Annotated in this window: 28 protein-coding genes, 1 tRNA gene, 1 other RNA gene and 1 pseudogene; 18 read left to right on the forward strand and 13 right to left on the reverse strand. The window is 66.4% G+C overall.

Features of this window, described 5'->3' with window-relative positions; translation table 11 throughout:
- Positions 1–16 precede the first annotated feature (16 nt).
- The 4 genes from CHEID_RS09810 to CHEID_RS09825 are packed head-to-tail and all read left to right on the forward strand — an operon-like array spanning position 17 to position 3354.
- Positions 17–565, forward strand: a complete 549-nt coding sequence (locus CHEID_RS09810) for a hypothetical protein (protein WP_273661130.1) — start codon at positions 17–19, stop codon at positions 563–565.
- Positions 453–1202 carry an HNH endonuclease signature motif containing protein gene (locus CHEID_RS09815; protein WP_273661131.1) on the forward strand — a complete coding sequence of 250 codons (750 nt, stop codon included), beginning with the start codon at positions 453–455 and terminating at the stop codon, positions 1200–1202. Before CHEID_RS09810 ends, CHEID_RS09815 begins: the two co-directional genes overlap by 113 nt.
- Positions 1203–1249: 47 nt before the next feature.
- Positions 1250–2539, forward strand: coding sequence for a MurT ligase domain-containing protein (locus tag CHEID_RS09820; RefSeq protein ID WP_112770322.1), 1290 nt, complete (start codon positions 1250–1252; stop codon positions 2537–2539).
- Positions 2536–3354 carry a type 1 glutamine amidotransferase gene (locus tag CHEID_RS09825; protein ID WP_112770321.1) on the forward strand — a complete coding sequence of 273 codons (819 nt, stop codon included), beginning with the start codon at positions 2536–2538 and terminating at the stop codon, positions 3352–3354. Before CHEID_RS09820 ends, CHEID_RS09825 begins: the two co-directional genes overlap by 4 nt.
- A 10-nt stretch (positions 3355–3364) precedes the next feature.
- On the opposite strand, the gene CHEID_RS09830 is transcribed toward CHEID_RS09825, so the two are convergent.
- The 6 genes from CHEID_RS09830 to CHEID_RS09855 all read right to left on the reverse strand — a co-directional run bounded on the left by CHEID_RS09830 (position 3365) and on the right by CHEID_RS09855 (position 9014).
- Positions 3365–3748, reverse strand: a complete 384-nt coding sequence (locus CHEID_RS09830) for a DoxX family protein (protein WP_112770320.1) — start codon at positions 3746–3748, stop codon at positions 3365–3367.
- A 38-nt stretch (positions 3749–3786) separates the two neighbouring features.
- Complete coding sequence (locus tag CHEID_RS09835; RefSeq protein WP_112770319.1) at positions 3787–4455, reverse strand: recombination mediator RecR; 669 nt, start codon at positions 4453–4455, stop codon at positions 3787–3789.
- A gap of 67 nt (positions 4456–4522) precedes the next feature.
- Entirely contained in the window at positions 4523–4837 is a 315-nt protein-coding gene (locus CHEID_RS09840; RefSeq protein WP_112770323.1) for a YbaB/EbfC family nucleoid-associated protein, read from the reverse strand.
- A 148-nt stretch (positions 4838–4985) separates the two neighbouring features.
- Complete coding sequence (locus tag CHEID_RS09845) at positions 4986–7052, reverse strand: DNA polymerase III subunit gamma and tau (RefSeq protein ID WP_273661132.1); 2067 nt, start codon at positions 7050–7052, stop codon at positions 4986–4988.
- A 28-nt stretch (positions 7053–7080) separates the two neighbouring features.
- On the reverse strand, positions 7081–7746 hold the full coding sequence (locus CHEID_RS09850) for a hypothetical protein (protein WP_112769071.1): 666 nt from the start codon (positions 7744–7746) through the stop codon (positions 7081–7083).
- Positions 7743–9014, reverse strand: a complete 1272-nt coding sequence (locus CHEID_RS09855) for an aspartate aminotransferase type Ic (RefSeq protein ID WP_112769072.1) — start codon at positions 9012–9014, stop codon at positions 7743–7745. Before CHEID_RS09855 ends, CHEID_RS09850 begins: the two co-directional genes overlap by 4 nt.
- Before the next feature lie 177 nt (positions 9015–9191).
- Between CHEID_RS09855 and CHEID_RS09860 the strand changes: the two genes are divergently transcribed.
- From CHEID_RS09860 to CHEID_RS09875, 4 genes and pseudogenes are all read left to right on the forward strand, one after another.
- Positions 9192–9521, forward strand: coding sequence for an ATP-binding cassette domain-containing protein (locus CHEID_RS09860; RefSeq protein ID WP_238599262.1), 330 nt, complete (start codon positions 9192–9194; stop codon positions 9519–9521).
- A 113-nt stretch (positions 9522–9634) separates the two neighbouring features.
- Positions 9635–9793 (forward strand): hypothetical protein, encoded by a 159-nt coding sequence (locus CHEID_RS09865; RefSeq protein ID WP_181645881.1) that lies wholly within the window; start codon positions 9635–9637, stop codon positions 9791–9793.
- Positions 9794–9903: 110 nt separating this feature from the next.
- Positions 9904–10701, forward strand: a complete 798-nt coding sequence (locus CHEID_RS09870; RefSeq protein WP_146743830.1) for an ABC transporter permease — start codon at positions 9904–9906, stop codon at positions 10699–10701.
- A gap of 57 nt (positions 10702–10758) precedes the next feature.
- Positions 10759–11709 (forward strand): annotated as a pseudogene (locus CHEID_RS09875) (DNA cytosine methyltransferase); the annotation flags it as partial.
- A gap of 88 nt (positions 11710–11797) precedes the next feature.
- Here the strand turns inward: CHEID_RS09875 and CHEID_RS09880 are convergent.
- Positions 11798–11886, reverse strand: a tRNA-Ser gene (locus tag CHEID_RS09880).
- A 104-nt stretch (positions 11887–11990) separates the two neighbouring features.
- Here CHEID_RS09880 and ffs point away from each other — a divergent pair.
- Together ffs and CHEID_RS09890 are read left to right on the forward strand one after the other, a co-directional pair.
- Positions 11991–12085, forward strand: an RNA gene (ffs, locus tag CHEID_RS09885) — signal recognition particle sRNA small type.
- A 40-nt stretch (positions 12086–12125) separates the two neighbouring features.
- A complete protein-coding gene (locus tag CHEID_RS09890; protein WP_112769076.1) occupies positions 12126–12929 on the forward strand; it encodes a crotonase/enoyl-CoA hydratase family protein in 804 nt (267 codons plus the stop codon).
- Between the two features lie 2 nt (positions 12930–12931).
- Here CHEID_RS09890 and gluQRS read toward each other — a convergent pair whose 3' ends face one another.
- Positions 12932–13864, reverse strand: a complete 933-nt coding sequence (gene gluQRS / locus CHEID_RS09895) for a tRNA glutamyl-Q(34) synthetase GluQRS (RefSeq protein WP_112769077.1) — start codon at positions 13862–13864, stop codon at positions 12932–12934.
- 51 nt (positions 13865–13915) lie between these two features.
- Positions 13916–14353 carry a DoxX family protein gene (locus CHEID_RS09900; RefSeq protein WP_420536376.1) on the reverse strand — a complete coding sequence of 146 codons (438 nt, stop codon included), beginning with the start codon at positions 14351–14353 and terminating at the stop codon, positions 13916–13918.
- Between the two features lie 95 nt (positions 14354–14448).
- Here CHEID_RS09900 and tgt point away from each other — a divergent pair, with 95 nt between their 5' ends.
- The 8 genes from tgt to CHEID_RS09940 all read left to right on the forward strand — a co-directional run bounded on the left by tgt (position 14449) and on the right by CHEID_RS09940 (position 21041).
- Entirely contained in the window at positions 14449–15774 is a 1326-nt protein-coding gene (gene tgt, locus CHEID_RS09905) for a tRNA guanosine(34) transglycosylase Tgt (protein WP_112769078.1), read from the forward strand.
- On the forward strand, positions 15767–16972 hold the full coding sequence (locus tag CHEID_RS09910; protein ID WP_238599264.1) for an aminotransferase class I/II-fold pyridoxal phosphate-dependent enzyme: 1206 nt from the start codon (positions 15767–15769) through the stop codon (positions 16970–16972). The genes tgt and CHEID_RS09910 overlap by 8 nt, the downstream gene beginning before the upstream one ends.
- 234 nt (positions 16973–17206) lie before the next feature.
- Positions 17207–17704, forward strand: a complete 498-nt coding sequence (locus CHEID_RS09915; protein WP_112769079.1) for an Asp23/Gls24 family envelope stress response protein — start codon at positions 17207–17209, stop codon at positions 17702–17704.
- Positions 17705–17797: 93 nt separating this feature from the next.
- Positions 17798–17986: a hypothetical protein gene (locus CHEID_RS09920; RefSeq protein ID WP_112769080.1), complete on the forward strand. Its 189-nt coding sequence runs from the start codon at positions 17798–17800 to the stop codon at positions 17984–17986.
- On the forward strand, positions 17986–19212 hold the full coding sequence (locus tag CHEID_RS09925) for an Asp23/Gls24 family envelope stress response protein (protein ID WP_112769081.1): 1227 nt from the start codon (positions 17986–17988) through the stop codon (positions 19210–19212). The genes CHEID_RS09920 and CHEID_RS09925 overlap by 1 nt, the downstream gene beginning before the upstream one ends.
- A complete protein-coding gene (locus CHEID_RS09930) occupies positions 19209–19871 on the forward strand; it encodes a DUF6286 domain-containing protein (protein WP_112769082.1) in 663 nt (220 codons plus the stop codon). Before CHEID_RS09925 ends, CHEID_RS09930 begins: the two co-directional genes overlap by 4 nt.
- Complete coding sequence (locus CHEID_RS09935) at positions 19868–20422, forward strand: Asp23/Gls24 family envelope stress response protein (RefSeq protein ID WP_112769083.1); 555 nt, start codon at positions 19868–19870, stop codon at positions 20420–20422. The genes CHEID_RS09930 and CHEID_RS09935 overlap by 4 nt, the downstream gene beginning before the upstream one ends.
- A gap of 76 nt (positions 20423–20498) precedes the next feature.
- Positions 20499–21041 (forward strand): DUF2020 domain-containing protein, encoded by a 543-nt coding sequence (locus CHEID_RS09940; protein ID WP_112769084.1) that lies wholly within the window; start codon positions 20499–20501, stop codon positions 21039–21041.
- Positions 21042–21055: 14 nt separating this feature from the next.
- Here CHEID_RS09940 and CHEID_RS09945 read toward each other — a convergent pair whose 3' ends face one another.
- From CHEID_RS09945 to CHEID_RS09960, 4 genes are read right to left on the reverse strand one after another with little or no spacing between them, the layout of a single operon-like run.
- Positions 21056–21208 (reverse strand): hypothetical protein, encoded by a 153-nt coding sequence (locus CHEID_RS09945; RefSeq protein ID WP_181645882.1) that lies wholly within the window; start codon positions 21206–21208, stop codon positions 21056–21058.
- A gap of 1 nt (position 21209) precedes the next feature.
- Positions 21210–22004: a class E sortase gene (locus tag CHEID_RS09950; RefSeq protein WP_112769085.1), complete on the reverse strand. Its 795-nt coding sequence runs from the start codon at positions 22002–22004 to the stop codon at positions 21210–21212.
- A 19-nt stretch (positions 22005–22023) separates the two neighbouring features.
- On the reverse strand, positions 22024–22698 hold the full coding sequence (gene bioD / locus CHEID_RS09955; RefSeq protein ID WP_112769086.1) for a dethiobiotin synthase: 675 nt from the start codon (positions 22696–22698) through the stop codon (positions 22024–22026).
- Positions 22695–24041, reverse strand: coding sequence for an adenosylmethionine--8-amino-7-oxononanoate transaminase (locus CHEID_RS09960; RefSeq protein WP_238599265.1), 1347 nt, complete (start codon positions 24039–24041; stop codon positions 22695–22697). The genes bioD and CHEID_RS09960 overlap by 4 nt, the downstream gene beginning before the upstream one ends.
- Positions 24042–24044: the final 3 nt, after the last annotated feature.

Raw genomic sequence — 24044 nt, forward strand, 5'->3', positions numbered from 1 at the left:
GTTCAGCGTGCACGCGGTGACCGTCAACCGCCAGCACCTCGCCACCGCCCAGGTGTGCGCCCCGGACGACCCGGAGGTGGTCATCAGCGATATCGCCACCCGCCTAGCCGTACGCTTAGGCATCTCCACCGCCTACGCGGTGCGGTCCTGCGACGTCGGGATGCTCGCCGCCACCTACCCGGCGATTGCTACCTGCCTGGCCACCGGGGCGTTCAGCTTCGCCCACATGACCGGCCTAGCCGACGACCTCCCCGCCGTGCCACCAGCCCACCGCCAGAAGGTGGACACCACCATCGCCACCAAGGTGCTCACCCCCACCCGGGCATGCCAAGCCGTACCCGCCGTGCGGTGTGTCCACCGGCGGGTGCAGGCCATCATCGCCGAGATCTGCCCCCCCAGCCCGGCCCACCGACACCGACGAGGTCCCCACCCCACCACCTTCGGCGGGGACCTTGTCGATCGACACCCGCGACGAGAACACCACCACCGCCGAGGCGCTTATCGCCCTGATCCGCGGGCAGTTGACCACCTCGGTGACCGTCAACCTCTACGCCCCGCGCAGTAACCCCCAGCAGTTATCCACCGCCACCGCCGGGCTGACCGACACCCAACGCGCCCGGTGGGTGCCCAGGATCACCCACACCCGGGCTGTGGGGTGGGCCTACACCCGCGGGTACGCGCCCAGCGACGCGGTGCGGGCGATGGTCACCGGCCGGGACGGGACTTGCCGGTTGTCCAGCTGCGGCGTGGACGCCGCCGAATGCCAGATCGACCACATCACCCGGTTCGACCGCACCACCCCCACCGGTGGGGGCCCGACGGTGACCGGGAACCTGCCATGCCTCTGCGTGTTCCACCACCGGGTGAAAACCTCCGGCCACTGGGACGTCACCATGGCCGGTGACGGCACCCAAGCATGGACCAGCCACGGCGACGGGCACGTCATCATCACCGAACCCGGCGGGCCGCTACGCCGAGCATCGTTCACCCACCGGGCCACCAACCGCGCGAGAATACTCACCGACCGCAACAACCAACTCAAACCCCCACCCGACAACGAACCCCCCCTTCCAACCTCCACACCACCCACACCCGCACCCACCCAGGGCACGCGGGCCACCCACCCACGCCCACCCCCCGGGGAGAACGCGAACAACCCTCCTCCCCCGCGCGTGCCCACCGCAACCCGTAGAGACCGTTAGCTAAGTTGGTGGGGGTGAAACACCCTCAGGAACAGAGTCCCCGCCGCATGAGCCTGCGCAGTCGCATCGCCTGTGCAGCCGCCGACGCTGCTACTCGAGCGTCCCGCGCCACCGGGAGAGGCGCCGGCGGCATGGTCGGCGGCCTCGTGGCCAACGCAATCGACCCGAACCTGCTCCACCAACTGGGGCAGGGACGCCCCACCGCCCTAGTCACCGGCACCAACGGCAAGTCCACCACCACCCGCATGCTCGCCCACGCCCTACGCACGGGTCACACAGTGGCGACTAACGAGGGCGGGGACAACATGGACGCAGGAGTCATCTCCGCCCTCCTCGCCGGGCGCCGCGCCGATGTGGTCGCACTCGAGGTCGACGAGCTGCACGTCCCTGCGATCGCGGACAAGCTCGACGCCTCCGTCCTCGTCCTGCTCAACCTCTCCCGGGACCAACTGGACCGCGTCGGCGAGATCAACAAGATCGAGCGCGTGCTGCGGGACTGCATCAATTCCCGCCCGGACATGACCGTCATCGCCAACTGCGACGATGTCCAAGTCACCTCCGCCGCCTGGGAATCCCCGAACGTGGTGTGGGTCTCCGCCGGGGCGGGGTTCGTGGGAGATTCCACCAGCTGTCCGCGCACCGGCGGCAACATAGTTCGGGAACCCTCCACCCCAGACCACCCCGGCGACTGGTACGCCGTCAAGCGTCTCCCCGACGGCAGCGAATTCCGCCGACCCACGCCCCACTGGTCGATCACGCCGGAGGGAATACACACGCGCGATGGGGGCGTCCTGCCTCTCGACCTGACCCTCCCCGGCAACGCCAACCGCGGCAACGCCACCCAAGCCATCGCCGCAGCCGTGGCCATGGGCATCGAAGCCGAAACCGCAGCCCGCGCCACCGAGAAGGTGGACAACGTCGCCGGCCGCTATTCCACCGTCAACCTCGACGGCCGCCACGTCCACCTCATGCTGGCGAAAAACCCCGCCGGGTGGCAGGAGGCGCTATCCATGGTGGACCGCACCGCTGATTCCCTTGTGATCTCCGTCAACGGCCAAGTGGCCGACGGCCAAGACCTGTCCTGGCTGTGGGATGTCCGCTTCGAAAACTTCGAGGGAGTCCACGTCGTGGCTGCCGGGGAGCGGGCTACGGACCTGGCCGTGCGGCTCGGCTACGCGAGCGTGGACCACGACCTCATCGCAGACACCGTCGCCGCGATCCGGGCCTGCGACCCCGGCCGGGTGGAGGTGCTTGCCAACTACACGGCCTTCCGCGACCTCAAGCGCGCCCTCGACCGCGAAGGCGCCACCCCCGCCAACCCCAAGGAGCACCAATGAGCGAAGTGACGGATGCCCCCACCAAACCCGGCTCCGCGGAACTGAACATCGGCCTCATCCTGCCCGATGTTCTGGGCACCTACGGCGACGACGGCAACGCCCTTGTCCTGCGGCAACGCGCCCGGATGCGTGGGATCACGGCGGATATCGTCCCGATTCACCTCGGCGACGCCGTACCCGAAACCCTCGACCTCTACACCGTCGGCGGGGGCGAGGACACAGCCCAGATCCTCGCCGCAGACCACCTCATCTCCGACGGCGGCATCGTCCGAGCGGTCACCGCCGGCCGCCCCGTACTCGCCATCTGCGCCGGCCTGCAGGTGTTCGGCGAATCCTTCAGCGCCTCCGGTCGCATGGTTCAAGGCCTAGGGCTTTTGGACGCCACCACCTCAGCGCTCGCCAAGAGGATGATCGGGGAGATAGCGTCCGATCCCACAGCCCTGCCGGGGCAGCTAACAGAACCGCTGACGGGGTTTGCCAATCACATGGGCGCCACCATCTTGGGCCCGGATGCCCAACCCCTCGGAAAACTCACCCGCGGCACGGGGAACACCGACCGGCACGGAGCACAAACAGCGGGGCTGAACAGCGGTGACGCGGACCACCAGGTGCGGGCCGAGGGCGCAGTCCAAGGATCCGTGGTGGCCACCTACATGCATGGCCCCACACTGGCCCGTAACCCCCAGCTCGCCGACTACCTACTGGCCACGGCCATGGGCACCACTATTGCGGAGCTACCGCCGCTAGAGGGCGATCGTGCCGAGCAGGTCACCCAGGAGGTCGCCCAGCTCCGGCGCGAGAGGCTCAAGCTGTAAGCCGACTGCGCTAGCGCCCGATCTTCAGGGCGTGCTTCATCATGGGGATCTGTAGCGGTACTCGGATGAAAGCAATTGCCCGGGCAATAGGCTTCGCGCTGCGCCAATCCCAGGCCATTTTGATGTTGCCCGGCCACACCGCCAGCAGGAATAGGGCGCAGGCCTTCCCCAGCACGGGCCGCAACTGCGGCTTGGCGAAGCTCGCGATCAGCAGGGTGCTGAGCCCCAGCTCCATCACGCCGGACCCTAGCGACCAATCGCGCTGGGTGCCGGGCAACTCCTCCGGGACGATGTTGTCGAAGAATGCCGGCCGCACCATGTGCAGAATCCCAGCTCCCCCAAACGCGGTGGCCCAGATGGCTGCGGGGATGTTGTCCCCTCGGTCTAAAGACATGTTTGCTCCTGCACTATTTGATGCTTCACGTGTACAGCCTAGTTCCCGCTGAGCATGGTACGCCCGGCGAAAGCCCTCGAGAGGGTCAGCTCATCTACAAATTCTAGGTCACCACCCATGGGGATCCCGCTGGCCAGGCGCGACACGGTCAACCCCGGGAAGTCTTTCAGCAACCGCCCCAGATAGGACGCGGTGGCCTCCCCCTCGGTGTTCGGGTCCGTGGCGATGATGACCTCCGAGACCTCCGGGGCTGGTTGATAGAGCGGTTGGTCGTTGGCGTCCACCTCCCCGGTAGCCACATCCGGGAGCGCACCACCGATCCGCTGGACGAGCGCGGTGACATTGAGCTCCTTCGGGCCCATCCCATTGAGCGGGTCCAGGGCACCCCCCAGGACGTGATAGCGCCCGCGGTACTCCCCAGTTCGCTCGATGACCTGGATATCCTTGCTCTCCTCCACAACACAGATCAATCCCCCGTCTCGGGAGGAATCCGCGCAGATCCGGCACACATCCTCCTGCGAAATGTTGTGGCAGATCCGGCAGAAAGCCACTCCTTCGTGGAGGCGGCCTAGGGCGTTTTGGAAACGCTCGAGATCGGCCGGATCGACCTCGAGGAGATGCAGCGCGATACGTTGCGCGCTTTTCGGCCCGATGCCGGGGAGACGGGCGAATTCGTCGATGACGTCTTGGAGAGGGCCTTCAAACAATGTGTGCTAGCTACGTTCTGGTCTGACGCGGATTCTTCGAGGGGGCGGGGAAAGGGGACGGGTGGCCCTAGAACCCCAGCCCACCCATGCCCTGGGATAGGGGGCCCATCTTTTCCTGCGCCAGATCGCGCAGCTTCTCGTTGGCTTCGGAGAAGGCGCCCAGGATGAGGTCCTGCAACGTTTCCACATCCTCCGGGTCCACGACCTTCGGGTCGATGCTCAGGGACTTGATATCACCGGAACCCTCCAGTTCCAGCTTGACCAGGCCATTGCCGGCCTCCCCCACAACGGTGGAAGCGGTGATCTCCGCCTGGGCCTGCTGCAACTGCTGCTGCATCTGCTGGGCCTGCGCCATGAGCTGGTTCATATCCGGTTGAGACATCGAGGTGCTCTCCTGCGTTGTAGTTGCGATGTACTTTGCGTTGTTCTGGCCGGTGACCTGCACCGCCATTGGCCACTGTACCGCCCGTGGGCTGGGAAATCCCGGGCCAGTAAGGGTGTTTTCAGGCAGTGACAGCGAGCTAACAGGTTCAACGCACCCGCTTAGCACCCAGGCTGGACTCGATGAGCTCCGCGGCGATGTCCAGTGCACTGCGGCGCTCCGCGGGAACGGGCTCCGGGGAGCCAGTTTCCAGCGGAGCCGCGCTAAAAGGGCCCGGATCCTCATCCTCCGGCGGCTCATCGGGTAACGGGACCCCGTCGATGGCGTTCGCCAGGTTGTAGTCCCGGCGGGACTTCACCTCCTGGTAGCGCTTGCGCCACCTGGGCTCGGAGGTGCGGGGGGCGGTGGGTTGGGGTTGTGGTTCCGGCTCGGGTTGAGGTTGGGGTTGTGGTTCGGGTTGTGGTTCGGGTTGTGGTTGTGGTTCGGGTTCGGGCTGAGCCTCCATTTGTCGCGCCGACTCCTGGGCAGACGGGTGCGCACGGTTCCGTACCCCGTTTGCCCGGATGGTGATTTCCCGGCCCACGACCTGCTGTGCGGCTCGGGCGTAGACCTGCGCATTGTCCCTACTGTTGACGAAGTTGGCCAGTGCACCGGTGTGATGTCGAACCCGAACGGTGTCGGCGTCTGGCTGCTCCTCCTCCACCCGGGCATCCCGGAGCGCAATCCAGGCGCTGAGATCCGCTGCCTTCACCGCGTCCAAGAAGGTGCCCCAGTTGTCTGCGCCCAGCGTTGCCCCGGTTGAGGGGGCCGGAGCCTCAGCCGGTTTCGACACCTCGGCTCCCCGATGCTGGGCGCGGCGCCGGTCCATGATCTCCCGAGCCTGCTTGGCCATGGCGATGACGGAGCTGCCATCGTCTTCGTCTGCAGGCAAGTCATCGGGTTGCGGCTGCTCATGAGTTGGCTGCTCCGCCTCCTCCCGTCGCCGCTCGCTGGGCCGCTGGTAGCGTTTGCGCACCTCGCCGTTTCCGGAGGTCACGATTGCACTGCCGGTAGTGCTCCCCTGGCCGGTGCCACGCTCCAGGGCCTCTACCCGCTGGGCAAGCGCCTCCACGGTCATGCCCGCTGCGGGCAAGGCCATGCGCGCACACAGGATCTCCAACAACAGTCGGGGCGCAGTGGCCCCCCGCATTTGCAGAAGGCCCTCGTTCACCAGCGCAGCACAGCGCGTGAGTGTGGCCTCCCCCAGCGCTTCCGCCTGCTCCCGGAGCACCTCCTGCTGCCCTGCGGGCGCATCCACCAGCCCCCGCTCGAAGGCATCCGGGGCGGCCCGCACCACCAGGAGGTCCCGGAAGCGGTCCAACAGATCCATGGCGAACCGCCGGGGGTCGTATCCCGCGTCGATGACGTCATTGACCACGCCAAACAACCCGGCCTGGTCATGCACCCCCAGCGCCTCCACGGCCCGATCAATCAAGGCGGTATCGGTCACGCCCAACAGGGCCAAGGCCCGCTGATAGGTAATGCCCTCGGGTCCAGCCCCCGCCAACAACTGGTCAAGGATAGACAGGGAATCGCGCGGCGATCCTCCCCCGGCGCGCACGACCAGCGGATACACCTCGTCCTCGACGGGCGTCCCCTCCCCCGCGATCACGGACTGCAGCAACCCCTTCATCGCGGGAGGAGTCAACAGCCGGAAGGGATAGTTGTGCGTCCGCGACCGGATCGTGGCCAGGAGCTTCTCCGGCTCGGTCGTGGCGAAGATGAAGATTAGGTGCTCCGGCGGCTCCTCCACGATCTTCAGTAGGGCGTTGAAACCCTGGGGGGTGATCATGTGAGCCTCGTCGATAATGAACACCCGGTACCGGGACTCCGCCGGGGCGTAGAAGGCCCGGTCCCGTAGCTCCCGCATGTCCTCCACGCCATTGTGCGAGGCCGCGTCGAGCTCCGTGACGTCCAGGCTGCCGGGCCCACCGGGGGCCAGGGCCACGCAGCTATCGCAAACCCCGCACGGGGTGGACGTGGGCCCCTTCACGCAGTTCAGGGAGCGCGCGAGAATGCGCGCACTCGATGTTTTACCGCAACCGCGGGGACCCGAAAACAGATAGGCGTGATTGATCCGGCCGCTGTCCAGGGCGGTAGACAGCGGTTCGGTGACGTGTTCCTGGCCCACCACCTCGGCAAACGTGGAAGGGCGGTACTTGCGGTAAAGAGCCACGGGTCTAGCGTACAGAGGGCCCGGACGCTCACCGCCAGATGTTGTTCAGATCCGCTCCACTGTCTACAAGCCGGGCCTGCACGGCGTCGATACCCTCGGCGTGCAGGAGAGCGAGCTCGGCATCCGTGATCATCACCACCTGGATCGGCACCGTCAAGCGCCCGGGATGGGTGAACTCCACGTTCGCTGTCTTCGTCGCCGAGCGGCGTCCGCCCGCAGTGACCTCGTGGAAATGTGGCACTCCCCGATCCCACAGATAGGGCGGGACCAGCAGCCCATGCCGGGCGGAAGGGGGACGCTGCCCGGCACCCGCTAGCGGCAATCTGTCTGCCAGGCCCGCCAACACCGTCCCCGGTTGAGGGGAGTGGGCCACGGGATCCCCGGCAGTCATCGCGGCCGCAGCCGTCACCAGTGCAGCCGCCTCGGGTCCGTGTCCGCTCACGACCGTGAGGAACTCCACCCGCAGATCGGAGCCATCGGCGGTAGTCAATCCCGCGTCGATCCGGGCCGCATCCAGGGTAAAGGCAACGGTCTCCGGTGGGGCCGACGCGCCGCTGGTGGCGTCCTCACCCCCTACACGGACCAGGGCTACATCCACCCCGAAACCATCGGCAGGACCAGAACGATGATGCTCCACCGTCGGCTCGAGGGGCAGCAGGCCGCTCACCCATGCGAGCGCCTCCTGCCCGTTCACTGCGCCTCCGCGGCCTCGATCGCGGCGAGCAGCACGCAGGTGGCGAAGCCTTCCATCGCCAGCTCTAGTTGGTCGATCGTCGGCATCGACGGGGCCAGACGAATGTTCTGATCCTTCGGGTCCCGCTTCAGGGGGAAGGTGGCCCCGGCACCAGTGAGGGCCACACCGGCCTGCTTCGCCAACTCCACCACGCGGGAGGCGGTCCCCTCCACTACGTCCACGGAGATGAAGTAGCCGCCGGTCGGCCGGGTCCACTGCGCCACCCCCAGGCCTCCCAGCCGCTGGTCGAGAATGCGGATGACGGCGGCAAACTTGGGGGTCAGGGAACCCGCGTGCTTGCGCATCACCGCGCGCACCCCCTCCGCAGACCCGAAGTACCGGGCGTGGGCGAGCTGGTTGACCTTGTTTGGGCCGATCCCCCGCACGTTGGCGATCTTCTCGTACCACGACAGATTCTCTGCGGAGGAGGCGAAGAAGGCCACGCCCGCGCCGGCGAAGGTGATCTTAGAGGTGGAGGACATGAACCAGAACCGGTTGGGATGCTCGGCCTGCTCGGCGAGATCCAACACATTGTGCACCACCGGGAAGTCCTCCGTGAGGGTGTGCACGGCGTAGGCGTTGTCCCACACGATGCGGAAATCCGGTGCGGCGGTTTCCATGCTGGCCAGAGCCTGCACGGTCTCCGGGGAGTAGGTGATCCCGGTCGGGTTGGAGAACACCGGGACGTTCCACATGCCCTTTACGCTGGGATCCGCCACCAACTGGCGCACCGCATCCATGTCCGGGCCGGTGCTGGTCATCGGGACAGTGACCATTTCGAACCCGAAGAGCTCCGTGATGCTGTGGTGGCGATCATAACCGGGAACCGGGCAGATCCACTTCAGCTTCTCCTCCTGCGACCAGGGGCGGGGCGAATCGTTGTTCCCGAAAGTGTAGGACCAGCTGATGAGGTCGAAGACGATGTTGAGGCTGGAGGCATCCCCCGCCAGCACGTTGTCCACCGGCAGCCCCAGCAGCTCCGCCCACAGCGAGCGGATATCCACGATGCCCTTCAACCCGCCATAGTTGCGGGTGTCCGTGCCAGCCGAGTCCGTGTAATCCTCCCCGGGCAGGCTAAGCAGCTCCGTGGCTAGATCCAATTGCTGCGCGGAGGGCTTACCGCGGGTGAGATCGAGTTTCAGGCCGCGGGACTTGAATTCCTCGTATTGCTGCTGCACCTCGGGCTTGAGCTCGAGGAGCCGGTGGGTATCGATATCCGCGATGTTCACGAAGGTGGCCTCCTTGGGAAGCGGTGCGGGGGGGTTTTGGGGGCGACTAGCCCGGGTGTTGCTGGTTAGTCTTGATCGACAGACAAGTCTAATGGGAGGCAGACGAACAGGTGGAGAACCCCGTCTTGGAGGCCACCGCGCTCCGGCGCGTGTTTGCGTTGGTCCCCTGCCCCGGCGGTGGACGTCGTGTCCCTGAGCATCCGGGCCGGTCAGATCGTGGGCCTTGTGAGGCCCAACGGCGCGGGTAAGACCACGATCGTGCGAATGTGCTCCACGCTGTTGGTGCCGACGAGCGGAGCCTTAGAAATCTGCGGTGTGGATGCGCTGCGCCGAACCCGAGCGGCCCGGGCTCACATCGGCCTCGTCCTTGGCGGCGAATCCGGTTTCTACCAGCGCGCCAGCGCCCGGGATAACCTGCTCTTCTTCGCCGACGTACTCCGCGTGCCCACCGCCGAAAGGCCCGCGCGCGTGGACCGGGCCCTGCGCCAGACCGGGCTGCTGGATTGAGCGCGTGCTGCCTCTTTGCCATTGGCTTTTCTTCCGCCGGTGGGTTGGTGGTCGGGATATTGCTGTTGTGGATTGCGTGCCTGTCCCTGTGCCTAGTAATCGCCCCAGTTTTGGTGCTTTCCGCCCATGCACTGACCTATGAGGGGCTCATCCTGGTGCCGATTGTGCTGCTGTCGGGGATTTTCGGTTATCACCCGGCGGGGTTGCGGACGTTGGGCCATGCCCTGCCCACGAGTTTCGCCGTGGAATTTCTCGCCCAACCCTCGTGGTAGAGCGGCATAATGTGCCTGCTGGTCGCTGTAGTTTGGGCCGGAATGGGTTTCTGGTTGGCCGCTCGGGCGCTAAATCGAGCCACCGTGGATGGGACGTTGGAGGTGGTCGTGTGAATAGGCCGGGCCGCGATAGCCCTTGGGCTGTGGCGCTGCGGGTCGCCGCTCGCTCCACCCCTGCCCTGGCCAACTCGCGCACCGCTGCTACCTCGCTGGTCCTCCTGCCGTTGTTGGAGGTCCTGTTGCTGTTGTCCGTTGTCGCTTCCATGCGGCTGCCGGACGGGGTGCTGATCGCGGACGCCGGACTGGTGGTCTCCTCCGCCGGAGTCGTGGCCTTCGGAGGGGTGACGGCAGTGACCCGGGACCGAGCCCTCGGCGTGCTGGCGGACGTGATCACCACCCGTCCTTTGTCCCCGCGCTATTGGGTCTCCCGCTTTGCCCCGGTGGCTGCGTTTTCTGCGGCAACGTCCCTGTGCGCGGCGACGGGCGTGTTCATTGCAGACCCCGCGCACGACTCACACCGCTACGCGCTCACCCTGCTTTGCGCCATCCCGCTGGCGATCGTGGTGGGGGCCTGCGCGGGGATAGTGTGTTGCGTAGCGGCGATTGCCTGGCGTGATCCGTTCCTGCTGTCAAACCTCCTCGCAGCGGCCTTTCCGGTCACCGCCGGGGTCCTGCTGGAACACGCCCACTATCCGGTTGTTGTGCGGCAGATTGTCGGCGGGCTGCCATTGACGTGGTTGGTGCAATTTCTTCGGGACGCCACCAGCGGCGCGCCGGCTGGTGTTACCCTCGGGCACCTGGGACTGGAGTTGGTTGTTGACGGACTGTGGCTCGCTGCGGGGGTGGGGGCTGTCCTAATGGCGGCGCGGGTGATGCTGCGGGACGGGCGGACCCTCGCCTTGATGTAGAACAGGTGTTCGATACAAAAAGGGGTTCTCACCGACCTGACTGGTAACGTTCACCACATGAATCTGGGGCTTACATGCGTGGAAATCTGCGCCGGTGCAGGTGGACAGGCCTTGGGCTTGCACCGGGCGGGGTTCAGCCACCGCGCTGTGGTGGAAATCGATCCCCACGCCGTGGCCACTCTCTGCGCCAACCACCCCGAGTGGAACGTCATCCACGCCGATGTTGTGCACGAGTTTGATGGGCGGGAATTCGCTGGGGTGGACCTGCTGGCGGGGGGAGTCCCCTGCCCCCCATTTTCCATCGCGGGCAAGCAATTGGGCGGGGAGGATGAGCGTGATCTTTTCCCGCGGGCCATTGAGCTGGTCCGGGAGATGTCTCCCCGCGCCGTCCTACTGGAGAACGTTAAGGGCCTAGGGCAGAGGCGCTTTGATACCTACCGGTCCTCAATCATCGCCGCGCTGGAGGGCCTGGGGTACGAGGTGTTCTGGGAGTTGATCCAGGCGGCCGATTTCGGCGTGCCACAGTTGCGGCCTCGCTTCATTTTGGTGGCAATTCGCCGGGAGTACGCCGAGCATTTCGCTTTCCCGGAACCGAGGACCCACCACACCACCGTTGGGGAAGCTCTGTACCCGCTGATGGCCTCCCGGGGTTGGCCCGGGGCCGGGACGTGGGCTCGTAAAGCCGACAAGGTGGCACCCACCCTCGTTGGTGGTTCTAAGAAGCACGGTGGTCCCGACGTTGGACCTAGCCGCGCTCGGGAGGCGTGGCGGGCCCTGGGAGTGAAGGGCAGCTCCATCGCGGAGACCGCACCACCTCCGGATTTTCCCGTCGATCCTCTGGTGGAAATGCCCCGCTTAACGGTGCAGATGGGTGGAGTGATCCAAGGGTTCCCCGCCGATTGGAAATGGCAGGGTGGCAAGACTGCTCAGTGGCGGCAAGTTGGCAACGCTTTTCCTCCGCCCGTTGCCGAGGCCATTGGACGCTCCATCGCAACGGCCCTGCGCCAGGGCCAAGAACTGGACCCCTCGACCTCGCCGTATAGAGGCCCAACGCGAACGAAAGCCCCCTGCCGATGGGCGGGGGGCTTTCGTACTCTGGCGGAGGATAGGGGATTTGAACCCCTGAGGGATGTGACTCCCGCACGCGTTCCAGGCGTGTGACATAGGCCGCTAGTCGAATCCTCCGCCGACCAATATACACAGGCACCCTAACCCCTCCAAAACCGCTGACAGTCGCCCTTTCGGGCCGGGCTTCTTTGTTCGCCCGCCCCCGAGCGTCTAACATGGGCTGCGGATTCCGCGCGGCGTCTATCTTGTGAACTCCCCCAGGGCAGGAATGCAGCAAGGGTCAACGAGCTCTAACGGGTGCGCGGGGTCCCCTTTTTTATCGCCGCCCACCCGGGCCGTGAACTAGCGTGACCACTATGAACACGCAGCCCGTCCTCCTCGACACATCCGGCCCCATCGCGCACGTGCGGCTCAACCGCCCCGGCAAGCTCAACTCGCTCACGCTGGAAACACTCGAGCAGCTCGTGGCAACCGCCCACCGCATCCGGGCAGACAAGTCCATCCGCGCAGTGATCATCTCCGGAACCGACCACAACTTCACCGCCGGCCTGGACTTCGCTACCGCACTCAAAGACCCCGCACGGGTAGCCAAAACCTTCCTTCCCCGGCCCTGGCGCGGCACAAACACATTTCAAGAAGCAGTGTGGGCCTTCCGCCGCCTGCCCGTCCCCGTCATCGCCGCGGTAGAGGGGTACTGCTTCGGCGGCGGAGTCCAAATCGCCCTCGGGGCCGACTACCGCTTCACCACCGCGGACGCCAAATGGTCCGTTCTGGAAGCCAAGTGGGGACTCATCCCGGACATGTCCGGAATCTACGCAATAAAACAACTCCTCCCCATCGACACCGCCAAACGCCTGGCCATGACCGGTGAGGTATTCAGCGGAGAGCGGGCGGCTGCGCTGGGGTTGGCGTCCGAAATACATGAGGACCCAGAAACAGCGGCGCGCGAGCTAGCCGAACAGATCGCAACGAGATCACCGGACTCCGTGGCGCAGGCAAAGCGCATCTTCGACTCGACATGGACGGCTGGGGAGCGCCGCACGTTCCTGGCCGAACGTCTGCGGCAAATGCGCCTGCTGGGGCTGAAGAACACCGCGATCGCGCGGACGTCGGCGCTAAAGAAGCAAGTGCCGAGCTTCCGCCCGCGCTCCGGGCGCTAGGCTCACCCCGGGAACGTGACGGGCTCGTGCGACAAGCCGGCCGGATCGAAGCGAATCAGTAGATCCTCGATCCACCCGCGCCCCGCTGCCCCGTCCCGTGGGGCAAGCGCCGAGGCGAGGGACCGCTCGATCCACGCTCGTGCTTCGCCAGGGCCGATCTCGCGCAGAGTTACGGCCCCATCGCGCTTGGCCAAACGCTTGCCCGTGGGGCCCAGCACCAGCGGCACGTGAACGTACGTGCGCGCGGGCAACCCCAACAGGTGGGCCAGGTAGGCCTGCCGCGGCGCGCTGGATAGAAGATCCTCCCCGCGCACCACCTGGTCCACCCCGGCGTGGGCATCGTCGACGACAACGGCGAGGTTGTAGGCAAACTCCGGGGCCTGGCCGCCGCGCCGCAGAACGAAGTCGTCCACCTCGCCGGTGAATTTCCGGTCGCGAGCCTCCGCAGCAAAGCCCTCGGCAACGGCCCAGTGGCGCACGTCCGCCCGGAGGCGCAACGAGGGCACGCGGCCCTGCTCCGCCAACTGCTCGCGCCGTGCGGTACGCTGCCGCTCCGTCAGGTTGCGGCAGGTCCCCGGGTAGCGGCCGGGGATGGCATGGGGTGCTCGGGAGGCCTCGGCGATCTCCTTCCGGGAGCAGTAGCACTCGTATACGCGGTCGGCGTCGATCAGCGTTCTGAGGGCCCGTTGATACAGGGCAAGGGACTGCTGCTGTGTGGCAATCGGGCCGTCGGAGACCACCCCCATGCTCGCCAGATCCGCCACCTGGCGCTGCGCCGCCTCAGGGGACGAACGCTGGGCGTCAATATCGTCGATGCGGATGAGGAAGTCCCGGCCAGACTGCCGCGCGAACAACCACGCCAAAACGGCAGTGCGCAGATTGCCCAGGTGCAGATCCCCGCTGGGGCTGGGGGCATAACGGCCAGCTTTGGTCACTTAAGCTCCGCTGCGGTAGGGCGACAAGACACACCCCCTATTCTTGCAGGCTCAACGATTCGGCAAACCCGCCGCCTTCAACGCCGCAGCCACCAACGCAGGCTGGCCGAACAGGCGGATCAGGCGTTTGCGGTCCGTGTCCAGCCCGAAAGCGTCGTGGCGCTCAGCGTACTGGCTCACGTTGCCCGGGAAGATGGCCACGTAAAAAGCCGCCAACCCCGTGCCAATCGCCTTCCGGTACTTCGGCAGCGCCAGCAACGCCGTGCCGAAGGCCAGCTCCACCACCCCGGAGCTGAGCACCACGAAATCCTTGTCCATGGGGAACCAATCCGGAACCTGCGCTTGGAAGTCCTTGCGGGCGAAGGTGAGGTGACAGGTTCCGGCCCAGGACATCATGGCCCCCAGGCCGATGCGGGCGATGTTCTCCCCGGTCGTGGGTTTCGGCGCTGGCTTCATCAGATTGCGCAGGGACTGTTGCAGGTCGGCCATCGGTGTAGGCTCCTTCCAAAAAGCGGTTTACTGCTGCACGCAACCACGCCCGGGCCGCATTCATTCCGCGATGGCCGTGGCCTAAAGTGCCACACATGCGCCCGAACCCCTGTGCCCCGCAAGACCCCGCGCCAGCGACGGACACCTGGTTCCAGCTCTGTTCCCGCCTGGAGCACGTCACGCGCCCCGGCCGCGACACTGCACCCGCGCTTGGGCGGACGGGCGTCCTCAATACCCCCCACGGCATCATCCGCACCCCCGCATTCATCCCCGTGGCCACCAAGGCCACCGTCAAAACCCTCACCCCGGAACAGGTGAAAAGCACCGGGGCCCAGGCGATTCTGTCTAACGCCTACCACCTGTACCTCCAGCCTGGCCCGGACATCGTGGACGAGGCCGGCGGAGTCGCGGCCTTCGAGAACTGGCGCGGGCCCACCTACACGGACTCCGGGGGTTTCCAGGTAATGAGCCTGGGAGTGGGGTTCAAGAAGGTGCTGGCGATGGACACCTCCGGATTGGATACCTCCGACATCGTCGCCCAGCAGGCTAAACGCATGGCCGTGGTGGACGAGGACGGCGTGGATTTCCGCAGCGTGATCGACGGCTCCAAGCACCGTTTCACCCCGGAGGTCAGCATGCAGATCCAGCACCAGCTTGGCGCGGACATCATGTTCGCGTTCGACGAGCTGACCACCCTGGTCAACACCCGCGTGTACCAAGAGCGCTCCGTGGAACGCACCCACCGCTGGGCCGAGCGCTGCCTCGCAGAGCACGACCGGCTGACCCAGGCCCGTCCCCATCGACCTCTCCAATCCCTGTGGGGGGTCGTCCAGGGGGCTCAATACGAAGATTTACGACGCCAAGCGGCGCGCGGCCTGGTGGCTCTCTCCGAGCAGGCGGAGCAGCGCGGGTGCCGCGGTTTTGGGGGATATGGGATCGGCGGCGCCCTGGAAAAGGAGAACCTGGGCACAATCGTGGACTGGGTCAGCCAGGAACTCCCGGAGGAAAAACCGCGCCACCTGCTGGGGATTTCCGAACCGGATGACCTGTTCACCGCGATCGCGGCAGGGGCGGACACCTTCGACTGTGTCGCGCCCACGCGGCTGGGCCGGCGCGGCGGGGTGTACACCCTGGACGGGCGTATCAACCTCACCGGGGCAAGGTTCAGGCGGGACTTCTCCCCCATCGACGCCGAAGTCGGCGGTTATGTCTGTGAAAACTACAGCCGCGCCTACATCCACCACCTTCTCAAGGCCAAGGAGTTCCTGGCGGGCACGCTGTGCACGCTGCACAACCTGCACTTCATGGTGGGGCTTGTCGACCGGATCCGGCAGGCCATCGACGAAGGCAGATTCGAGGAGTACCGGGATCAGTTCCTCTCCCGCTACTACGGGGCCGAGTGGAAAGACCACATTGGCTAAACCCGCCGGGACGCAGCGCCGCGAGGAGCATTGGCGCCACCTCGCCCAACGCCTGGCCGCCTGGGAGGGGGCCGGGCTGGGCCGAACGATGGTTCCCTTCGACACGGCCCAGGATCCGGAGGCCATTGTGGACGGCCAGCGGCGCCTGCTGTTCTCCAGTAGCAATTACCTGGGGTTGGCCACGCACCCGAAAGTCCTGGCGGCAGCACAGCGGGCCCTCCTGCACTACGGGGCCGGTTCCGGGGGCTCCCGGCTAACCACGGGGACCACCAGGGAACACCTGGCCCTGGAAGCGGATCTGGCCGAGTGGCTGGGCTTCGAGGATTGCGCCTTCTTCGCCACCGGATTCGCGGCCAACCTCGCCGCGGTCAGCACGTATTCCGACGCGGATACGGTGATCTTCTCGGATGAGCGCAATCACGCCAGTCTCATCGACGGGTGCCGCAGCGCGAAGAAGGCCGACCTGGTCATCTATCCCCACCGGGACCTGCGCGCCCTGGACACCGCGATGGCGCAACGCTTGCGCGCAGGTCGGCGGGGCTTGCTGGTCAGCGATGGGGTCTTCTCCATGGACGGCACCCTGGCCGACGTGGCGGGGCTTATGCGCCTATGCCAGCGGCACGGCTGCCTGCTTCTCATCGACGATGCCCACGGCATCGGCACGGTTGGGGACGGGCGCGGCTGCGCAATGAAACCCCGACCGGACATCCTCGTCGGCACGGCGAGCAAAGCCCTCGGGGCCGAAGGCGGATTCGTCTGCGGCCCCCGTGATGCGATCCAGTTGCTGCGCAACCAGGGGCGGTCCTTCGTGTTCTCCACCGCCAACGCGGCACCCATCATCGCCGCTGCCCGGGCCGCAGTGGAGGTCATTCGCACTGATCCCGGTCACGTACGGCGCCTGCAATCCAACGTGAGCTACCTGCACCGGGGGTTGGTTGCGCTGGGGTTGAACGTGCCGGAACCCTACTCACCCATTGTCCCCATTCCCCTCGGGGATGAGACTGTGGCGATGGGCGTGGCGGCGTCGCTAACAAGAAAGGGCCTACACGTGCCCGCCATCCGATACCCCACCGTGCCCCGCGGGGCCGCAATTCTGCGGATTACCGTGATGTCCACCCACCGGACCGAGCAGATCGACGCCCTCCTCGGCGCGCTGGCAGACACCCTGCCCCACCACTGCCAACTGCCGCAGAAGTGACGGCCAACGGCGGTTATCTCCGTTTAGGACTACACTTGGGATTGCGCTATAGGTGCAACCGGCCCCGGAGGCTATCGCGAACGGCCAACCGTGGAGAAACGCGACAGCCGAAACGGGCCACAGGCTAAACGTGGGACCCCTTAGCGGCACGCCGACAGGCTCCCACCACCACAAGAATCGGCCCCCAACTACTTTCCCTGCCAACGGGCCGACGTAATGAAGGAGAACGCCAATATGGCTGAGAACAACAAGTCCGCCGACACCGCTTCCCACACGCCCAACACCCCGGCAAAGACCAACGAGTCCTCCGCCAATGGCTCCGCACTGGTCACTAGCAACGGACAGACCTCCATCTCCGACTCCGTCGTGTCCAAGATCGCCGGCATGGCTGCCCGCGAGGTCACCGGTGTCTACGACCTCGGTGGCGGTACCGCTCGCGTCGTCGGCGCCCTGCGCGAGCGCATCCCCGGTGGCCGCGTGAACGTCCAGCAGGGCGTGTCCGTGGAGGTCGGCGAGCGCGAGGCAGCCGCGGACATCGGCGTGGTCGCCGAATACGGTGTGGCTATCCACGAGCTCGCGGAGGCCATCCGCCGTAACGTCATCATCTCGGTTGAGCGGATGACCGGACTGGGTGTCAACGAAGTCAACGTCACCGTGCACGATGTGCACCTGCCCGACGAGGATGAGGACGAGCAGGACTCTGAGTCCGAGAACGTCACCCGCGTCCAGTAAAACCTCGCGCAGAACCCATTCACGCCGGGCAGCGCTGCGCCCTTGGGCACGCACCAAACGCGCAGTCTAGGCCCATTGACCATTGGACGTGTCATGAAAAACGCAACATACATCGGCATCCTCCTCGGATTCCTCCTCGCCGTCGGCGCAATGTGGCAGGGCCTAGTCGGCTTCCTCACCGTCTTGCTATTCTGCGGCATCTGCGGGCTCATTGGAGCCCACCTCGAGGGCAAGATCGACCTCACCTCCATCGCTGGCCAGTCCAAGAGCGGCCGGGGTTGATGAGCATGGTCACCGACTCGGAACCTCAGGGGACCGGGGAGCAGGCCACCTCCCAAACCCACACTGAGATTAACGATCGGATCGTGGATCGGATCGCCAGGCAAGCAGCACTGAGCGTTCCTGGTGTGGTGGCGGACTCCTCCGGCATGAACAAGCTGCCCGGGCGTGGACTGCCCCGCTTCGATATCGACCGCGCAACCGCAGACACCGCGATGTACGTCACCGCCCACATCGCGGTGCAGTGGCCCTGCCCCGTCGTGGCCGTCGCCCAAACCGCGCGCGAGACCATCGCGGAGTGGTTGGAGCACTACACCGGCGTAGCCGTCCTGGCAATTAACGTGGAGGTAGAGGAAGTCGTCGGCACCGACGACGGTGAGATCTACCCCGAGAACGCCACCGCCGCCACGGCAGAGGCTCACGGCCCGCAGGAGGGCTATGCTCTTCGAGCTGGCCGCACCCAACGGACCACCCTGGAGGAGCTCGCAGCAGCCCCGCGCACACCCGAGCTGCACTACATCATTGCCGAGCCCCTTCAGGCCCACCCTCCAACAGTAGAGGCACGTCTCGCGGAGGAAGACATCCTGCGTCCCCAGCCGATGGTGGATGTAGATGTCCGTTCCATCTCGGCGCCCGCCGAGGGAGAGGTGCGGTCCATCGCGGCCCCCGCCGAGCCCCATGTGCGGTCCGTTGCCGCGCCGGAGCCGCGTGACGTTCTGCGCCCCGTGGAGCCGGAGCCGGTCACCCCGATTAGTATCTCCGCGCCCCATCCCACGCCGGTACGACGCATCAGGCACCTGCCGGAGCCGCAACTTCTCCGGATCCCCACGCCTGAACCACTAGCGGTTTCCCGGGTGCGCCCTCCGGTAACCCGTTCGGTCTATGTGCCCAAGGTCCCGGAAAACGTAGGCCTGCGCCGCATTGCCTCCCCGGTTGGTCTGCCGCTGCTGGCGGACATCCCCACTCCCCAGGGCCTTCCCATGCGGGACGTTCCCACCCCGGAGGGTTTGGCCGTGACTGTATTCCCCCGCTCCCGGCGAGAGGATCTCACCCCCGTCTACGTGCGCCAGCATGCAACGATCACACCAACGGTCCCGGCCGCCGAGCGTGGTCCGGTGCAGGTACGGGTGGTTCCCTCCGCGCAACGCGCCGAGCTGGAGCGGATGCTCGTCGCTGGTTCAGCGCTGCGGGCCGAGCGCGGCGCACTCGATGAAGGAGGGCACCTATGAGCCCCGTGACATCCCCGAACAACACGGTCTCTACTGAGGTGTATCGGCCCCAGCCCTCCGGGCGCTTCGCCGCCCCCCTGCCCACAGCCCAAGCTCCGGCTGGCACGGCGGACGGAACCGCTAATACATCGGCCGCCCCAGAGCCGAAGGCCGCCCCGGCGGCCAAATGGCTGGTACTGCTGCTCGGCCTGCTGCTCTTGGCACTGACGGCGGTGCTCATCCGAGACATTCTGGTGCACGAGCAGGTGATCACCGGTGGCCAGTGGCTGCCCGACGCATTCACCTGGCTGGGCGCCCTGACCTTCGTCACGTGGATGTTCGCCGCAGCAATTGCCTGCGGGCTCGTAGCACTGCTGGTGCTGTGGTTCGTCTTCAAGCCCCGGGCAAAAACCCACCTGCCCCTTGCCGCCGGTACCGAAGCGTGGGTGCGCCCCACGGACGTGGCCCGGATGAGTACGGCCAGCGCCCGGCGCATCAATGGCGTTCTGCGTGCCCATTCCAAGGCCAGCCGTAAGAAGGTCAAGGTCCACGCCGTTGTCGGCGTGCTCGATGACGGCCTGCAGCAGCGGATCACAGACGCCGTCGAGCGGCGCTTATCCGTACTGGCCGACCCTCCCGCAGTGCAGGTTCGGGTGACGAACGAAGGAGCGAACCGATGAGCCGCACGACATCTTTCTTCAACCGGCTAATCGCCTTCCTCCTGTTCGCAGTACTCGCGTTCTTGGCGGCGTGGGGTATTGGCAAGTTCTTCCATCAGGCCTTTGCGGACAAGATCAGCTCCTCTGTAGATCAGAAAGCCGTCTCCGGGTTGCCGAACCAGAGCAACTACATCTGGTGGCTCGTTGGGGCAGCAGCGATTGCGCTGATTCTGGGGCTGATCTTCCTGATCATGAACCTGCAACGGCGCAGGGTGGGCCGCCAGATCTCCCCGGCCTCCAACCGGGAGGGCACTATCGCCCTGTCCCCCGCGGACATCGCCCACGTGGTGGAGTACTCCTTCGCCCATTTGGACGGGGTGCGTACCTCCCACCACAAGTGCATCAACGATCGGGGAACGCGGGTCGTCAACGTGACCGTCCATGCCCCCGCGAAGGTGGACATGGAGGCCCTTTCCCAGGCCTGCACCGAAGCCGCCGAGGACGTGCGCCAAGCACTTCCGGGCCAGGAGATCTACCCCCGCTTCATGGTGGAGCTCGATCGCGTGGAGTAAGGAAGCGGACAGCAGATTGGCGCGCGTACTAAACGGCAGCTCTCATCGACCGGGACGGGCTCACTTCTCCCGGGCGATGGCGGCTGCCGTTTGCGTTGCAGTGTTCGCCGCTGGCTGCTCCTCCTCGCCTTCCGGACCACACGCCGCCGGGCCGACCGGTTCTCCGCAATCGGCCCCACCACCCGTCGATCCGCCGGTGGACGCGCCCCTGGATCTTGCCGGGCCCCGCGACGCCCAATGCCCCTACCTAGAGGGTGGCTGGGTAGAGACAACCACCGGACAGCGGGTGACGGGTACGTCTCTGGATACGCGTTTTATTCCCCCGGCCTGCTTCTTCTGGTCCTATGAAGCAGAGGCGCCGCAGTTGACCGTCCTGGCCCGAACCTTCCCCACCCACGAACAGGCCGTGGCGGCCGTCGATGCCGCAGCACCCATAGATTCCACCCAGAAGGCCCTGGACCCTGCTGGCTGGAGTGGAGGCCGATGTGGGGGACCCGGTGGGGGTTCCGTCTACGCCGTGTGGAAAGGTTCCACGGCCGTCATCGTCACCGCCGCCCAAGAGCAGTCCGTGAAGGCCCAACAAGTGGCCGAGCAGACCATCCGCGCGTTGGCGCTCTGAGTCCACCTACACGCTCACACCGCCACGTCGTGATAGGGCATGTGCGCGCTCACCCAAGGAAAGACCACTTCCATTAACAGGAAGAACGCCGCCACCAGGAAGACCAGGACCACGAGTAGTCGCACGGGCAGGGGCCCGGGGATTCGACGCCAGATCCATGCGTACATCTCAGGCTCCCCCAGTCAGTTCAGGGGGAACATATCCCGGGGACTTGAGGTCATGGCGGGCCAGGACAGCGTGCACGATCATCCGCTCCCTGTTCGAGAACTGGGGGTGGCAGGTAGTCAGGGTGAGCAGCGGAAGGTCCCCCGGCTGCGCCGCCGAACGGGGCTGGCCGGGGACGGGATTGACCACCTCCACGTCCTGCGGGTTAGTGATGCTGCGCCCGTTCACGTCGGCATAAGCGCCACTCGTTGCCGCCTCCGCCGCCGGTTGAGGCAGGCAGCCCGCCGCTACCTGACCGGCCTGTTGCGCAGGGGTATCGATCGGCAGCACCCGGTAAACGTTCCAGCTTCCCGCCGTCTCCACCACTATCGCATCGCAAGAATGCAGCAAACCGAGGTCGTTGAAGGGGGCCCCGCGGCCCACCCGGTGTCCCGCTAGTGCGAAGTTCCCTGGTTCCCCGGCTTGTGCGGTATCCGGGTAGTGCCCTGGCCCTCTCGCTAGATCCGCCTGGGTAACCCCCTCCACCACGGCAAAGGAAAAATCGCTACCGAAGGAGGGGATGTACAGCCGCGCGATGGCGCTGCCGTCCTGAGGCACGGTAAGCGGCCGGGGGTTCTCGTCGCTCCACTGCTGCCGCAACCGATCTTCGGCGGCCTGCTGTTCCTGCTTAGCCTCCACGTTGGTCCACCAGACTTCGTAGACGGCGAACAGGCCGACGATGACCCCGAGGGTGATGAGCAGCTCCCCCAGCACGGAGAGGGGATCCAGCCGCCGAGCTGCAGCGGAGTGTGCGGGCATGGGCCCCAGTATAGGAAGACTATTGCGCCCCTGGCAGCCGCAACCACTCTCCCGCTCCGGCAGCAAAGCCCTCCCGACTCAACCTCCCCGCTCCCTCCGGGATGCTCCCCAGCCACTGCCCCCCGCCCAAATCCCGCAATCCCTCCAGCGTGCTCCGCGTGGCCAATCCGGGATCCGCCGGGATGCTCCCGCCTATTAACCCAGCACACACCACCCCGCGATGTGCCAACGCCTCCACGGTCAACCCCGCATGATTCAGGCTGCCCAGCCCGGTGGAGGTCACCACCACTATCGGTGCCCCCAGATCCAAGGCCACATCGGCGATCGTCCAGCCCGGGCCCAGTTCCACCAGGACCCCGCCGGCGCCCTCCACTATGACGCAGCGCTCGGGGCTGGCGGCGTCCAACTGCCGGATCCGCTCCACCACCTCCCCCCGATCCAGAAATGCCATTCCGGCCCGGCGCGCGGCGGGCACGGGCGCGAGCGGCTCCGGGTATCCCGCGAAGGTGTGCACGCGAGTGATCCCGGTGAGGCGGGTGATCTCGCGGGCATCGCTATCCCCCTGGGTAGTTCCGGTCTGGGCGGGTTTCACCACCTCCACTCGGTAGCCCTGGGCCCGATAGTTGGCGGCTAGAGCGGCCGTGGCAACCGTCTTGCCCACGTCGGTCCCCGTTCCCGTCACACAGAGGATCATGCCGTCACCGCCTGTCGCATAGCCCGGCCGATCAGCCGGATTTCCTCGTCACTGCAGATAAACGGGGGCATGGTGTAGAGCAAACGACCAAATGGGCGTAGCCACACCCCCATGTCCACAAGGGTCTGCGTCATCCGGGGCAGCTCCACCTCTCCGAGCATCTCCACCACGCCGATGGCCCCCAAAACGCGCACGTCCACAACCCCTGGCGCGCCCCGCAGCGGCGCCATCTCCTCCTCCAGCAACTGGGCGAAACGGCGCACGCGCGGGCGCCAGTAGCCCGATTCATACAGGTCCAACGCGGCCAGGGACACCGCGCAGGCCAGGGGATTGCCCATGAAGGTCGGCCCGTGCATGAGTGCCCCGCCGCCGGGTTCGGAATCCACCGCCCGCGCTACCCGATCCCCCGCCAAGGTCGCGGCGAAGCTCATGAAACCGCCGGTCAACGCCTTCCCGACGCACAGAATGTCCGGGCGCACCCCAGCGGTGAAACACGCGAAGCTCTCCCCCGTCCGGCCGAAACCCGTGGCGATCTCGTCCGCGATGAGCAGGGTTCCCGTCTCCTCGCAGATCCGCCGCAACCCGCTGATCAGCTCCGGGTGGTGAAAGCGCATACCCCCGGCGCCTTGCACCAGCGGTTCCACGATGATCCCGGCGATACCGTGCGGGCTGGTGGCCGCGTTGTGCCGGTGGATGGTCGCGGCGATGTCCTCCAGGTAGTCCGCGATAGTTCTTGGGGACGCCAACAGCCCCGGCGGGGCCGGAACAAACACCTGCGGTGTCAGGGTCCCCCGCCACAGGCGGTGCATGCCGCCGTCTGGGTCGCAGACCCCCATGGGCCCCTGGGTGTCCCCGTAGTAGCCGCCGCGCCACGTGAGGAAGCGATCGCGCTGGGGCCTGCCCATTCCCCGCTGGTATTGCAGCGCCATCTTCAACGCCACCTCCACCGCTACGGACCCGGAATCGGAGTAGAACACGCTGGTGAGCGGCGGCCCCCCCAACGCGCGAGGGCCATTGACCAGCCCCAGCAGCCGCTCGGCGAGCTCGGCGGCCGGTTGGTGGGTCAGCCCGCCGAACATGACGTGGCTCATTGTGTCGATCTGCCGGTGCGCCGCGGCCACGATGTGGGGGTGGGAATGACCGTGGCAGGCGGCCCACCAGGAGCTCATGCCGTCCAGGACCTCCCGGCCGTCCGCCAGGGTCAGCCGGGTCCCCCGCGCCGAGCGGACGGGCAACTGCGGTTGAGCGTTGAAGCGGGGGGAATAGGGGTGCCACACGTGGGCCTGATCGGCTGCGCGGATGCGATCGGGCGCCCAGTGTTGGCGTCCATCATGGACATCCACAGT

This window comes from Corynebacterium heidelbergense (assembly GCF_028609845.1).
GTDB classification, from domain to species: domain Bacteria; phylum Actinomycetota; class Actinomycetes; order Mycobacteriales; family Mycobacteriaceae; genus Corynebacterium; species Corynebacterium heidelbergense.